Raw genomic sequence first — 13,295 nt, forward strand, 5'->3', positions numbered from 1 at the left:
GGCCTGGGCGGCGGCGTGGCGGCGGGCGGTGTCCATGCCGACGGCGACGCGGAGCAGCGCCAGGTGGCCGGCCAGCAGGGCGGCCGGGGGCATGGCGATCCACCAGGGCGCGACGCCGGACGCGACGACGGCGATGGCGGTGAGGACGAGGGCGGTCAGGCCCGAGGTGCGGCGGCGGCGCCGGGCGATGACGGTGGCGCGGGTCACCCGGCGGCGAGGCCGGGGCTCCGGGACCTCGTCGGGGAGCTCCTCGTCGTCCTCTTCGGGACGCTTGTGGAGGAGACGGGAGATTCCGGTCGTCTCGGTGTCGCGGCGCAGCCACATCGGGACGAGGACGATCGCCCAGACGGCGACGATGGCGAGGTACAGGACTGCGCTGCTCACCGGCCCCACCGTCCCAGGGCACGCTTAACAGGCGGGCCGACTTTCGGCGCGCGAACGTGCAATGGGAGCAGGGTCACGCCCCGCACGGTACGAGGGGGTGTCAGAGGTTGACGAGCATAAGGGGCGGTGTGTCGCGAGATCGATCTCGCCGTTACTCTCCGTTTGCCGGGCCTTCTCGATCGCAGGATTCTTACGGAGGGAAAGTCACGGCCGGCTCATGTCCGGCGGGGAAATGCCTGTTTGCGGTCGGCGAGCCAGCGTGCGCGCAGGCCACCGGGCACGTCCTCGACGGTGAGGGCGTAGCAGATGTGGTCGCGCCAGGCGCCGTCGATGTGCAGGTGGCGGCGGCGAATTCCCTCTTCCCGGAATCCGAGCTTTTCGACGACGCGGCGGCTCGCGGTGTTCTCCGGACGGATATTGGCTTCGAGCCGGTGCAGGCCGACGGTGAAGAAACAGTGGTCGACGGCGAGCGCGACGGCGGTGGGAATGACGCCGCGTCCGGCGACCCGTTTGTCGACCCAGTAGCCGATCTGCGCGGAGCGGGCGGAACCCCAGACGATCGCGCCGATGGTGAGCTGACCGGCGAAGTCGTCCTCGTGGGTGACGACCCAGGGCAGCGCGAGACCCTGGCGGGCTTCGCGGCGCATGGTGTGCACCATGCTGAGGTACGGTCCGAGGCCGCTGCGGAACAGCGGCGTCTCGGGGTTGGTGGGCTCCCAGGGGCGGAGCCAGTCGGCGTTGCGTACCCGCAGTTCACGCCATACGGCGGCGTCGCGATGCCGCAGGGGGCGCAGCCCGACGGGACCCTCGGTCAGCGTGACCGGCCATCCCCGTAAACGTTCCACGGTTCCATGATTCCCTGGTCGGACGTCTGGACGCTATCAATTGTCGCCGAGAATTCGGGCACGCGGGACGACCGCGCCCTGTTTCATGACGTGGGTGACGCGGAGGTCGTCGTCCAGGACGGCCAGGTCGGCGTCCTTGCCGGGTTCGAGGGAGCCGACGCGGGCGTCGATCCCGAGGGCGCGTGCCGGGGTGAGGGAGGCGGCGCGGGCGGCGTCCTCGATGGGGAGGCCGAGGTCGGTGACGGCGCGGCGGAAGGCGTCCGCCATCGTGATCGTGCTGCCGGCGATGGACGTCCCGCCGGCGAGGGCGGCGCGGCCGTCGCGGACCTCGACGTCCATGACGCCGAGGCGGTAGTCGCCGTCGCCCATCCCGGCGGCGGCCATCGCGTCGGTGATCAGGGCGACGCGGGAGCCGGCGGCGGCGAAGGCGAGGCGGGCGACGGCGGGCTCCACGTGGACGCCGTCGTTGATCAGTTCGACGGTGACGCGGGGGTCGTTCAGCGCGGCGGCGATCGGCCCGCCCTCGCGGTGGTGCAGCGGGCGCATGGCGTTGAACAGGTGCGTCGCGACGCGGGCGCCCGCGTCGAACGCGGCGCGGGCGGTGTCGCCGGACGCCTCGGTGTGGCCGACGGCGGGGATGACGCCGGCGTCGGCGGCCTGCCGGACGAGGTCGAGGGCGCCCGGCAGTTCGGGCGCGATCGTGATCATGCGGAGGTGCCCGCGTCCGAGCCGGACGAGCCCTTGGAACTCGGCGAGGTCGGGGGCGCGCAGCAGCGCCGGGTCGTGGGCGCCGCAGCGGTCGTGGGAGAGGTAGGGGCCTTCGAGGTGGATGCCGGCGATCATGCCGTCGGCGGCGAGGTCCGCCAGGCCGGTGACGGCGTCGGCGAGTTCCTGCGGTGTGCCGGTGACGAGGCTGGCGATCGTGGTGGTCGTGCCGTGGGCCAGGTGGAAGGCCGCGGCGCCGCAGGCCTGTTCGGGACGCTGGTAGGACGCGCCCGCTCCGCCGTGGACGTGCATGTCGACGAAGCCGGGGACGACGTAGCGTCCAGCGAGGTCGATCTCGTCTCCGGCCGCGGCGGTCGTGATCTTGCCGTCGGCTATGTGGAGGTTCCCGGGGCGGACGCCGTCCGGCAGCACGATTCGGGCGTTGGTGAGGATCGTCCCGGGAGCGGGCGTCTCGTCCGGGTTCGGCATGGAATCCTCTCGATGCGCGCATATGATCGTTGCTGATTGTTCCACGACCTGAATGCGCAGGTAAGGCCAGGGGCGTGCAGGCTAGAATCCTCGGATGACCTTCGCCCCGGACACTCCCTCGCCCGTACGAAAGGGGGCCGGTGTGACCCGGCACGAGCGCTGGAACGCGCTGCTCGGACTGCTCGCGGACGCGGGCAGGCTGACGGTCGAGGACGCGTCCCTGCGCATGGGGGTGTCGGCCGCGACGATCCGCCGCGACTTCGACCAGCTCGCGCAGCAGCAGATGCTGACCCGCACCCGCGGCGGCGCCGTCGCGCAGAGCGTCAGCTACGACCTGCCGCTGCGCTACAAGGCGGCGCGGCACGCGTCCGAGAAGCAGCGGATAGCGACGGCGACCGCCGAGCTGGCCAAGCCGGGGTCGATCATCGGGCTGAACGGCGGGACGACGACGTCCGAGGTCGCCCGGGTCCTCGCCACGCGCGCCGACCTGCACGCCGAGGGGGCGACGCCGGCGCTGACGATCGTGACGAACGCGCTGAACATCGGGAACGAGCTGGCCGTCCGGCCGCACGTGAAGATCGTCCTGACGGGCGGGGTGCCGCGGCCGCAGTCCTACGAGCTGACCGGGCCGCTCGCGACGGGGATCTTCGACCACGTGACGCTGGACGTGGCGATCATCGGGGTGAACGGGGTGGACGCACGGCACGGCGCGACTTGCCACAACGAGGGCGAAGCGGATGTGAACCGGCTGATGGCCGAGCGTGCCGACCAGGTCGTCGTGGTGGCGGACGGGTCAAAGGTCGGGCATCGGGCTTTCGCCCGCATATGCGACGTCGGCGACATCGACATCCTGGTCACGGACGGGACGGTGCCGGAGGCGGAGGTGGCCGCCTTCACCGAGGCCGGCGTCCGCGTAATCCAGTCCTAGCCCCGGTTCACTGGGTTAAGGGCGGGGGTGGTCGCCGCCGCTTATCTGGTCTACCGCGTGGGCCAGGATGCGGGCCAGGACGGTCATGCCGTCGCGGACGCCGCCGGTGGAGCCGGGCAGGTTGATGATCAGGGTGCGGCCCGCTACGCCGGCGAGGCCGCGGGAGAGGATGGCGGTGGGCACCTTCTCGCGGCCCTCCAGGCGGATGGCCTCCGCTATGCCCGGGATCTCCCATTCGAGGACGCGGCGGGTCATCTCCGGGGTCTGGTCGGTCGGGGTCAGGCCCGTCCCGCCGGTCGTCACGACGACGTCGTATCCGTCGGCGACCGCGTCCCGCAGTGTCCCGGCGACCGGGTCGCCGTCGGGGATCACCACCGGGCCGTCCACCTGGCAGCCGAGGTCTTCCAGCAGCTCGACCAGGACGGGGCCGGATTTGTCCGCGTAGACGCCCGCCGCTGCCCGGTTCGAGACCGTGACCGCCATCGCCCTGATCAACGGCGCCACACCCCCGTCTTGCCGCCGGTCTTCTCCTCGACCCGGACGTCGGTGATCACGGCGGCGGGGTCGACGGCCTTCACCATGTCGACCAGGGCGAGCGCGGCGACGCTGACGGAGGTGAGCGCCTCCATCTCGACGCCGGTACGGTCGGCGGTGCGGGTGACGGCCGTGATCGCGACGCCGTCGTCCTGGATTTCCAGGTCGACCGTGACGCCGTGCAGTGCGATGGGGTGGCACAGGGGGACGAGGTCGGGGACGCGTTTGGCCCCCATGATCCCGGCGATGCGGGCCACGGAGAGGGCGTCGCCCTTCGGGATGTCGCCCGCGCGCAGCAGGGCGACGCAGTCGGGCGAGAGGCGGACGAAGCCCGTTGCCGTCGCCGTGCGGGCGGAGACGTCCTTCGACGACACGTCGACCATGCGGGCCGATCCCGTGTCGTCCAGGTGGGTGAACTCGGTCAAGACGGCAACCTCAGAACGTTGACGTGGGATCCGGCCGGCATGGTCTCGACGTCCTCCGACAGTTCGATCAGCGCGTTCGCGGAGGAAAGGGAGCCGAGCTGGTGTGAGCCCTGCACCTCGGCCGCAGTGACGCTGTAGGAGCCTCGGTTGAAGGAGAGTTTGCCGCGCAGGTAGTGCCGAAGCCCGGCCGGAGACTTGACGTCCTCCGCTAGGACGGCGCTTACGGTCGGCAATGGCTCCGGTGCCAGCCCCTGCATGGCGAGCAGCGCGGGACGGACGAAAACCTGGAACGACACGTACGCGCTTACGGGGTTGCCAGGGAGTGTGAACACGGGAATGCCTTCAAGGAGGCCGAACCCCTGCGGCTTACCGGGACGCATCCGCACCTTGTGGAAACCTACTGTCCCCGTGCCCGTCAGCACTTCCTTGACGACGTCCCTGGTGCCCATGGAAACGCCGCCAGTGGTGACGATGGCATCCGCCCTAACTAGCTGATCGTGGAGCATTTCCAAGACCTTGCCGGGCTCGTCCTCCACCGTCGCCTGCCGGAAGCCCACTCCGCCCGCCTCGACCACGGCGGCGGTGAGCATGAAGCTGTTCGACTCCCAGATCTGGCCCGGAGCCAGCGTGGCGCCGGGCTCGCGCAGTTCGTCGCCCGTGGCCACGACCACCACGCGGGGTTTCGGACGCACCGTCACCCGGGGCCGTCCCACCGCCGCGATCATGCCGAGCTGGGGTGCGGTGAGCCGCGTCCCGGCCTCCGCTACGACCTGTCCGGCGAGGACGTCCTCGCCGGACCGGCGGATGTAGTTGCCCGGCGGGGCCGCGCGGAAGACGCGCACGTTGGCGTTCCCACCGTCCGTCCACTCGACCGGGATGACCGCGTCGGCGCCGGCGGGCAGCGGCGCGCCCGTCATGATCCGCGCGGTCAGCCCGGACCGGATCGCCGAGACGCCGGAGTCGCCCGCGACGATGTCGCCGACGACGGGCAGCGTGACCGGGGTCGCGTCGGCGGCCGCCGCGATGTCGGCCGCGACCACGGCGTAGCCGTCCATCGCGGAGTTGTCGAACGGCGGCAGCGGCACCGGCGCGGACACGGGCTCGGCGAGCACCGTGCCCTGCGCCTCCAGCAGCGCCAGGTCGAGCGGCGGCAGCACCTTCACGCTGCCGAGGATCTCCGTCAGATGCTCATCGACCGTTCTCATGACCACGCTCCCAGTCTGGCGGGTCGGCACGCGCCGCCCGCGTCCCCCACGCCGTCAGAGCCGGCACGGCCGTCAGTCTCCGGCGCCGTCCTGCCGCTGGACGAACTCGCGGAGCCACGGGATGAACTCCGGCGCCAGGTCGGGACGTTCCGCCGCGAACTGGACGACCGTCCGCAGGTACTCCAGCTTGTTGCCGGTGTCGTAGCGGCGGCCCCGGAACTTCACGCCGTAGACGCCGCCGCCCTGGTCGGCGGGCGTGTCGGCGAGGGTGCGCAGCGCGTCGGTCAGCTGGATCTCGCCGCCGCGCCCGGGCGGGGTCTTCTCCAGGACGTCGAACACCGCGGGGTCGCAGACGTACCGGCCGATGATGATCCAGTTGCTCGGCGCCTCCTCGGCGGCGGGCTTCTCGACCAGGTCGGAGATGCGGACGACGTCGTCCTCGTCCGTCGCCTCGATGGCCGCGCACCCGTACGCGGAGACCTGGTCGGGCTCGACCTCCATCAGCGCGATCACGCTGCCGCCGTACTGGTTCCGCACCTCGATCATGCGGCGCAGCAGCTTGTCGCGGGCGTCGATCATGTCGTCGCCGAGCAGCACCGCGAACGGCTCGTGGCCGACGTGCTGGCGGGCGCAGTGCACGGCGTGCCCGAGGCCCTTCGGCTCGCCCTGCCGCACGTAGTGCATGATCGCGAGGTCGCTGGACTCGTGCACGGCCTCCAGCCGCTCGTCGTCGCCCTTCGCGCGCAGCGCCTCCTCGAGCTCGTAGGCTCGGTCGAAGTGGTCCTCGATGGACCGCTTGCTGCGCCCGGTGATCATCAGGACGTCGCTGAGGCCGGCGTCGACCGCCTCCTCGACGACGTACTGGATCGCCGGTTTGTCGACGATGGGCAGCATTTCCTTGGGAGTCGCCTTGGTGGCGGGCAAGAATCGGGTACCGAGGCCGGCCGCTGGGACGACCGCCTTGAGCACAGGTGCAATGTCGGCCATGTACCGACCCTAGCCATCCGTGAGGACGACAGCGTGCACGACATCGTTTCGAAGACCGATCTCCGGGCGGAAATGCTCGGACGGCGTGCGGCGATGCCGCCGGAGGCCCGTTCGGGCGCGGCGCGGCCGATCCGGGACGCGCTGCTGTCCGTACCGGAAGTGGAGATGGCGGGGACGATCGCGGCATACGCCTCGATCGGCGACGAGCCGGACACCCGCAGCCTCCTGTTCGCCCTCTGGAAGCGCGGAGCGTACGTGCTGCTCCCCCGCCTGCTGCCGGACGGCGACCTCGACTGGGCGTCCTACGAGGGCCCCGACTCGCTCGTGCCGGGGGCGCGCGGATGCCTGGAGCCGTCCGAGCCGCCGCGCGGCCCGGGCGCCATCGCCAGCGCGGACGTCGTCCTGACCCCTGCGGTCGCCGTCGACCGGACGGGCGTGCGCCTCGGCCGCGGCGGCGGCTCCTACGACCGGGCGCTGGCCCGCGTCGGCCCGGCGATCCTGACGATCGCGCTGCTGTACGACGGCGAGCTGGTGGACACGCTGCCGGCCGAACCCCACGACCAACGCGTCCGCGCCGCCGCCACGCCGTCCGGGGGCCCGATCCGGCTGAGCTGAAGGACCTGGTCCGGCAGGGCCGAGACGCCTGGTCCAGCTGGGCCGAGACGCCTGGTCCAGCTGGGCCGAGACGCCTGGTCCGGCTGGGCTGAGCTGTGTGGATCCGGGGCTCATAGAGTGAGGGGCAAGATCGCGTAGCCGGGGACGCGGGTGGACGAAGGCCCTTCAGGAGGTTCGAGATGACGGCGCCGTGGCGGATCCTGTCCCTGCCCCCGGTCGGACGCGAGGTCGTCCGCGGCATGTTCGAGCCGCTCGGCGACGCCGCCGAGGTGACGTTCCCGGAGCGCCGGGACCGGGCCGCCCTCCTCGCCGCGCTGCCGTCCGCCGACATCGTGATCGCCGACTTCTCGCGCGGCTTCGTGCTGGACGCCGAGGCCGTGGCGGCCGCGCGGCGGCTCGCGTTCGTCCAGATGCCCGCGGTCGGCGTCGACCGCCTCGACCTCGCCGCGCTGACCGCCGCGGACGTCCCGGTGGCGAACGCGGCGGGATTCAACGCGCGCGGGGTCGCCGAGTGGGTGCTCGGGGCGGCGTTCGCGCTGTGCCGGAACCTGGCCTGGGGCGACCGGGGCGTCCGCGCGGGCGGGTGGCCGCAGGCGGAGCTGGCCGTCCGCAATCCGCGGGAGGTCCACACGCAGCGGGTCGGCATCGTCGGGTTCGGGTCGATCGGCGCCGAGACGGCGCGGCTGTTCGCGGCGCTGGGCTGCGCGGTCTCCTACTGGACGAGGCGGCGGCGCCCCGAGGCGGCGGCGACGTACCGGGAGCTGGACGACCTGATCGCCACGTCCGACATCCTCGTCCTCGCCCTGCCGCTGACGGACGAGACCAGGGGCATGATCGGCCCGGAACGCCTCGCCCTTCTGCCCCCCAACGCGCTGCTGATCAACGTGGCGCGCGGCGGCATCGCGCCCGACGACGCCGTCCTCGGCGCCCTGGACTCCGGAAGCCTGGCGGGCGCCGCCCTCGACGTCTACGACCGTGAACCGTTGCCGCCGGGCCATCCGCTGCGGTCCCAGGAGAACGTCCTGCTGTCGCCGCACGCGGCGGGATCGACCGTCCAGTCGCAGCAGAACCTGATCGCGGCGGTGCGCGACAACGTCACTGCGGCCGTTCAGGGACGGGACGTGCGGAACATCGTGAACGGGGTAAAACCGCAGGTCATACGGCGATAGCGGCCGTTCCCGACATGGCGTCCCTCAACTTGAAATGCGCGATCGGCCGGTGAATCTGTAGGATTCCTCAACATTCAATTTTGACGACCCCGAAGGGTGGGATGTGCATCTCGACATCTGGCTACTCCTCGGGGCCACGCTCGTACTCTGCGCCATCATCGCGGTCAGGCTGTCCCACAAGGCGGGACTCCCGACCCTGCTGGCGTACATGGCCCTCGGCCTGTTCATCGGCGAGTCCGGCCCCCTCCACATCCACTTCGACGACGCCGAGCTGGCCGAAACGCTCGGCTTCGCCGCCCTCGTCCTGATCCTCGCCGAAGGCGGCATCACCACCGACTGGCGGCGCATGCGGCCGTCGGTGCCCGTCGCGATCAGCGTGTCCTTCATCGGCACCTTGATCAGCATCGGCGTGGTGGCGCTGGCCTCCATGTGGCTCATCGGCCTGGACTGGCGCCCCGCGTTCCTCCTCGGCGCGGTGCTCGCACCGACCGACGCGGCGGCCGTGTTCTCGGTACTGCGGCGGCTTCCCCTGCCCGCACGGCTGATGGGCCTCCTTGAGGGCGAGTCCGGCATGAACGACGCCCCCGTCGTCATCATCGTGATCACGCTCAGCGCCCACAACACCGCACCCAACCTGGCCGAACTGTTCGGCGTGATGGTGTACGAACTGGCCGCCGGCGCCGTCATCGGCATCGCGATCGGCTGGCTCGGCGCGCAGGGCCTGCGCCGCATCGCGCTGCCCGCCTCCGGCCTCTACCCCATCGCGGTGCTGTCGCTGGCCGTCGCGTCCTACGGCGCCGCCTCCCTGCTGCACGCGAGCGGGTTCCTGGCCGTCTACCTCAGCGCGGTCGTCCTCGGCAACGCGCGGCTTCCGCACCGTCCCGCCACCCGCGGCTTCGCCGAAGGCGTCGGCTGGCTCGCGCAGATCGGGCTGTTCGTGATGCTCGGGCTGCTCGCCGATCCCGGCGACCTCCCCGCCCAGATCATGCCCGCGCTGATCATCGGGTTCGTGCTGCTGCTCATCGCCCGTCCGGTATCGGTCGTGCTGTCCACGGTCGGGTTCAAGCTGACGTGGGGCGAGAAGATCTTCACGTCCTGGGCCGGGCTGCGCGGCGCCGTGCCGATCGTCCTCGCCACCATCCCGATGGTCGCGGAGGTCCCGAGCGCCGACCGGCTCTTCGCGATCGTCTTCAACATCGTCGTCCTGTTCACCCTGCTCCAGGGCCCGACGCTGCCGCTGGTCGCGCGCTGGTGCCGGCTGAAGAGCGACGAGCAGGCCCGCGAGGTGGACGTGGAGGCGGCGCCGCTGGAGGAGCTGCACGCCGACCTGCTGGAGGTCCGCATCCCGGGCGACTCGATGCTGAGCGGCGTGGAGATCTTCGAGCTGCGGCTGCCGCCCGGCGCGTCCGTCACCCTCGTCGTGCGGGACGGGACGAGCTTCGTCCCCGAGCCCACCACGCCCCTCCAGGCGGGCGACACCCTCCTGGTCGTGACCACCGACACCGTGCGGGAGGCCGCCGAGCGGCGGCTGCGCGCGGTCAGCCGCAAGGGCCGGCTGGCCGGCTGGTTCGGCGAGACCGGCGCCTGACGACCCTCTCGGCCTGTCCCCTGACCTTCCCGGCCTGTTCGCTGACCGGTCAGGGAACAGGCCGGGGGCGAATCGTGTTCCACACCTGGGTACCATTAGCAGTCGTTCAGAGTGAGTGCCAGTCCGGACTCCGCCGGGCTGAGTCAGCTAGGAGGAACCGTGCCGACGTATCAATACGTTTGCACCGAGTGCGGCGAGCCTCTGGAGGTCGTGCAGAAGTTCAGCGACGACGCGCTGACCGAATGCCCGGCGTGCAGCGGCAAGCTCCGCAAGGTCTTCTCCGCGGCGGGGATCATCTTCAAGGGGTCGGGCTTCTACCGCACCGACAGCCGCGGCTCCGGCAAGTCGTCCTCGACCGCAGGCGCATCGTCCAACGGCTCGTCGAACGGTTCGTCCGGCGATTCGTCGGGCTCCTCGGGCGGCGACTCGGGTTCGTCGTCCTCCGCCGGCTCGTCCTCGTCGTCGTCCTCCGGCGGCGACTCGTCGTCCAGCAAGTCGTCCTCGCCGGACAAGGTCGCCTGACCGCCTAAGCCCTCCCCACGGCCGTCGGACACCTCGTCCGCACAGCCGTGGCGCCAGGCCGCCTGCGCTCCCAAAACCGGCCTACGGTCACCGGATACCTCGTCCCACGCAGGCCGTGGCGCGATGCCGCCTGACCGCCTCAAACCTCCCCACGGCCACCGGACAACTCGTCCGTGCGTGATGGCGCCTGACCTCCGATATAGCCACCGGGGGATCCCGCCAGCGGATCCTCCGGCTTTTGGCATGCCTGGACGCGGACTACATCTCAAGGGGTAGTCCGCGGTCCTCTCCTGCCCCGGACGGCGTATCCGCGTTCACTTCTCACGCTGGACGCGCGGGCGCGTCCCTCCTGGCGACGATTGAGGCGATGGAGTCCGGCCGCTCCGGCCCGGTCTCCCCGCGCCGCCGCGAAAGTCGCGATAGTACTTGACATCCTCTCGGGAATCGAGAGACTATGCGGCGAACGCGACATATCTCGATTGCCCTAGGAGAGGATCATGAGCGCACCAAGCCCGGCTCCGCCCCGACCACCGACCCGCCGGCTGGCCGGGCTCGTCGCCGGACGGCGCAGCAAATGGGCCGTCCTCGCCGTCTGGATCGTCCTGCTGATGGCCCTCGGCCCGCTCGCCGGCAAGCTCGGCGACGTCGAGGAGAACGACGCGGCGGCCTGGCTGCCCGCCGGCGCGGAGTCCACCCAGGTGGTCGAGCTGGAGGAGCAGTTCCGCAAGGACGAGACGATGCCCGCCGTCATCGTCTACGAGCGTTCCAGCGGGATCACCGCGGCGGACCGCGCCAAGGCCACGTCGGACGTCTCCGCGTTGCAGAACCTCCGCGGAGCACAGAAGGTGCAGGGGCCGTTCCCGTCCAAGGACGGCAAAGCCCTGCAGACGCTCGTGCCGCTGACGGACGAGGACATCACCGGGGCCATCGACGACGCGCGTGACCTCGTCCAGCGCGGACCTCCCGGACTGACCGCACACGTCACCGGACCCGCCGGCAGTGGCGCCGACATGTTCGAGGTCTTCCAGAGCCTCGACGGGTTCCTGCTGATGGCCGCGGGCCTTGTCGTCATCGTCCTGCTGCTCTTCATCTACCGCAGCCCCATCTTGTGGTTCGTCCCCGTGCTCAGCGCCGTCTTCGCCCTGGGGTTGGCCCAGTCGACGGTGTATCTGCTCGCCAAGTACGCGGACCTCACCGTTAACGGGCAAAGCGCGGGAATCCTGACCGTCCTTGTTTTCGGGGTCGCGACCGACTACGCCTTGCTGCTCGTCGCCCGCTACCGGGAGGAGCTCCACCGCCACGAGGACCGGCACGAGGCCATGGCGTTCGCGCTGCGCCGCGCGGCGCCCGCCATCATCGCTTCCGCCGCCACGGTCGCGGCCGGCCTGCTGTGCCTGCTGCTCGCCGACATGAACTCCACCTCCGGTCTTGGCCCGGTGGCCGCCGCCGGGGTCGTCACGGCCCTCGCCGCCATGACGACCCTGCTGCCGGCCCTCCTCGTCATCTTCGGCCGCTGGCTGTTCTGGCCGCTCGTCCCACGGTTCGACGAGAAGTACCTCAAGCCGGAGGCGTACGAGGCCGAGCACAGCGTGTGGAGCCGCATCGCCGGTCTGGTGGGCAGGCGCCCGCGCGCGCTCTGGGCCGCCACCATGCTGGGCTTGGTCGTCCTCACACTGGGGCTGGGGTCGCTCAAAGCGGACGGCCTGTCGGACGCGGGACAGTTCACCGGCACACCCGACTCCGTGAAGGGCTCCGCGGTCGTCGCCCGCCACTTCGCGGCCGGATCAGGTTCTCCCGCCGTCATCATCGGCCAGGCCTCGGCGTCCGACCAGATCGCCCGGGCCGTGCGCGGGACGTCCGGCATCGCAGATCTGAGCCAGCCAGCCACCGTGAACGGTTTGGTCAAGTATGAGGCGGTGCTGAAGGACCCGGCCGACAGCGCGGCCGCCCGCACGACCATCGACCGGCTGCGCGCCGCCGTGCACGACGTCCCGTCCGCGGACGCGAAGGTCGGCGGCACGACCGCGACGTCCCTGGACATCAAGCGCGCCTCCACCCGCGACAACAAGGTGATCATCCCGATCGTGCTTGGCGTGGTGTTCCTGATCCTCATCGCGCTGCTGCGGGCCGTCGTCGCGCCGCTGCTGATGATCGGCACCGTGGTGCTGTCGTTCCTGGCGTCCCTCGGGGCCTGCGCGGTCATCTTCACGCACGGCTTCGGGTTCGAGGGCACCGACGCCGGCTTCCCGCTGCTGGCGTTCATCTTCCTGGTCGCGCTGGGGGTCGACTACAACATCTTCCTGATGCACCGCGTCCGGGAGGAGTCGCAGGCCCTCGGCACCCGCCGCGGCATCCAGCGCGGGCTGACCGTGACCGGCGGCGTGATCACCTCGGCCGGGCTGGTGCTGGCGGCCACGTTCGCGTCCATGGTCACGCTGCCGCTGGTGGGCATGGTCGAGATGGGCTTCGTGGTCGCGTTCGGCGTCCTGCTGGACACGCTCGTCGTCCGGTCCCTGCTGCTCCCGGCCCTGTCGCACGACATCGGACGCCGGATCTGGGCGCCGGGCCGCCTCGCCGGGAAGGAGCCGGCCGCCGAGCCGAAGGTCCTGGACCCGGTCGGCTGACCGAAACGCCCGGCTCCGGCCGGGACGGGGAAGGGAAGGGGCTCGGCCGCGGCCGGGCCCCTTCTTCGGGTTATCCACAATCGGCGGACGGTGTGACGCCGGTGACCGGGGGCTGGCTAATGTCGGCGGCATGCCAACTTCCGGTTCCCAGCCGGCCGCCGAGATCGGGGGCATCGGCGGCTCGGGGTTCTACTCGTTCCTCAACGACATCGAGGAAGTCCAGGTCGACACCCCGTACGGCCCGCCCAGCGACCCCATAGCAGTCGGCGAGCTGG

At 71.2% G+C, this 13,295-nt stretch carries 12 protein-coding genes and 1 pseudogene; 6 read left to right on the forward strand and 7 right to left on the reverse strand.

Translation table 11 applies throughout. The features are described from left to right. The 3 genes and pseudogenes from HUX53_RS21510 to nagA form a co-directional block, all read right to left on the reverse strand. Nucleotides 1–384: pseudogene (locus tag HUX53_RS21510) on the reverse strand (hypothetical protein); the annotation flags it as partial. Between the two features lie 215 nt (nt 385–599). Then, on the reverse strand, nt 600–1,229 hold the full coding sequence (locus HUX53_RS21515; RefSeq protein WP_176405021.1) for a GNAT family N-acetyltransferase: 630 nt from the start codon (nt 1,227–1,229) through the stop codon (nt 600–602). Nucleotides 1,230–1,265: 36 nt separating this feature from the next. After that, nucleotides 1,266–2,423, reverse strand: a complete 1,158-nt coding sequence (gene nagA / locus HUX53_RS21520) for an N-acetylglucosamine-6-phosphate deacetylase (RefSeq protein ID WP_176405022.1) — start codon at nt 2,421–2,423, stop codon at nt 1,266–1,268. Nucleotides 2,424–2,517: 94 nt separating this feature from the next. Between nagA and HUX53_RS21525 the strand changes: the two genes are divergently transcribed. Further along, the gene (locus HUX53_RS21525) at nt 2,518–3,351 is read left to right on the forward strand and encodes a DeoR/GlpR family DNA-binding transcription regulator (protein ID WP_217919719.1); all 834 of its coding nucleotides are present in this window, start codon (nt 2,518–2,520) and stop codon (nt 3,349–3,351) included. Between the two features lie 15 nt (nt 3,352–3,366). Here HUX53_RS21525 and HUX53_RS21530 read toward each other — a convergent pair whose 3' ends face one another. The 4 genes from HUX53_RS21530 to galU form a co-directional block, all read right to left on the reverse strand. After that, nucleotides 3,367–3,834, reverse strand: a complete 468-nt coding sequence (locus tag HUX53_RS21530; protein WP_176405032.1) for a molybdenum cofactor biosynthesis protein B — start codon at nt 3,832–3,834, stop codon at nt 3,367–3,369. 8 nt (nt 3,835–3,842) lie between these two features. Then, nucleotides 3,843–4,310 (reverse strand): cyclic pyranopterin monophosphate synthase MoaC, encoded by a 468-nt coding sequence (moaC, locus tag HUX53_RS21535; RefSeq protein WP_176405023.1) that lies wholly within the window; start codon nt 4,308–4,310, stop codon nt 3,843–3,845. Beyond that, nucleotides 4,307–5,515, reverse strand: coding sequence for a gephyrin-like molybdotransferase Glp (gene glp, locus HUX53_RS21540; RefSeq protein WP_176405024.1), 1,209 nt, complete (start codon nt 5,513–5,515; stop codon nt 4,307–4,309). The genes moaC and glp overlap by 4 nt, the downstream gene beginning before the upstream one ends. A gap of 72 nt (nt 5,516–5,587) precedes the next feature. Then, nucleotides 5,588–6,502 carry a UTP--glucose-1-phosphate uridylyltransferase GalU gene (gene galU / locus HUX53_RS21545; protein ID WP_176405025.1) on the reverse strand — a complete coding sequence of 305 codons (915 nt, stop codon included), beginning with the start codon at nt 6,500–6,502 and terminating at the stop codon, nt 5,588–5,590. Nucleotides 6,503–6,535: 33 nt separating this feature from the next. Between galU and HUX53_RS21550 the strand changes: the two genes are divergently transcribed. From HUX53_RS21550 to HUX53_RS21570, 5 genes are all read left to right on the forward strand, one after another. Continuing rightward, nucleotides 6,536–7,117 (forward strand): 5-formyltetrahydrofolate cyclo-ligase, encoded by a 582-nt coding sequence (locus tag HUX53_RS21550; RefSeq protein WP_176405026.1) that lies wholly within the window; start codon nt 6,536–6,538, stop codon nt 7,115–7,117. 179 nt (nt 7,118–7,296) lie between these two features. Further along, complete coding sequence (locus tag HUX53_RS21555) at nt 7,297–8,286, forward strand: NAD(P)-dependent oxidoreductase (RefSeq protein ID WP_176405027.1); 990 nt, start codon at nt 7,297–7,299, stop codon at nt 8,284–8,286. Between the two features lie 103 nt (nt 8,287–8,389). Beyond that, nucleotides 8,390–9,874 carry a potassium/proton antiporter gene (locus tag HUX53_RS21560; protein ID WP_176405028.1) on the forward strand — a complete coding sequence of 495 codons (1,485 nt, stop codon included), beginning with the start codon at nt 8,390–8,392 and terminating at the stop codon, nt 9,872–9,874. Nucleotides 9,875–10,033: 159 nt separating this feature from the next. Continuing rightward, nucleotides 10,034–10,396, forward strand: coding sequence for an FmdB family zinc ribbon protein (locus HUX53_RS21565; protein ID WP_176405029.1), 363 nt, complete (start codon nt 10,034–10,036; stop codon nt 10,394–10,396). Nucleotides 10,397–10,893: 497 nt separating this feature from the next. Then, nucleotides 10,894–13,020, forward strand: coding sequence for an MMPL family transporter (locus HUX53_RS21570; protein ID WP_176405030.1), 2,127 nt, complete (start codon nt 10,894–10,896; stop codon nt 13,018–13,020). Nucleotides 13,021–13,295: the final 275 nt, after the last annotated feature.

It is taken from the genome of Actinomadura sp. BRA 177 (assembly GCF_013372625.1).
Lineage (GTDB): Bacteria > Actinomycetota > Actinomycetes > Streptosporangiales > Streptosporangiaceae > Spirillospora.

Excerpts from the sequence above, each read along its gene's own strand:
- nagA (WP_176405022.1), bottom strand. The coding sequence starts at position 2,423 with ATGCCGAACCCGGACGAGACGCCCGCTCCCGGGACGATCCTCACCAAC.
- HUX53_RS21525 (WP_217919719.1), top strand. The coding sequence starts at position 2,518 with ATGACCTTCGCCCCGGACACTCCCTCGCCCGTACGAAAGGGGGCCGGT.
- HUX53_RS21530 (WP_176405032.1), bottom strand. The coding sequence starts at position 3,834 with ATGGCGGTCACGGTCTCGAACCGGGCAGCGGCGGGCGTCTACGCGGAC.
- glp (WP_176405024.1), bottom strand. The coding sequence starts at position 5,515 with ATGAGAACGGTCGATGAGCATCTGACGGAGATCCTCGGCAGCGTGAAG.
- galU (WP_176405025.1), bottom strand. The coding sequence starts at position 6,502 with ATGGCCGACATTGCACCTGTGCTCAAGGCGGTCGTCCCAGCGGCCGGC.
- HUX53_RS21555 (WP_176405027.1), top strand. The coding sequence starts at position 7,297 with ATGACGGCGCCGTGGCGGATCCTGTCCCTGCCCCCGGTCGGACGCGAG.
- HUX53_RS21570 (WP_176405030.1), top strand. The coding sequence starts at position 10,894 with ATGAGCGCACCAAGCCCGGCTCCGCCCCGACCACCGACCCGCCGGCTG.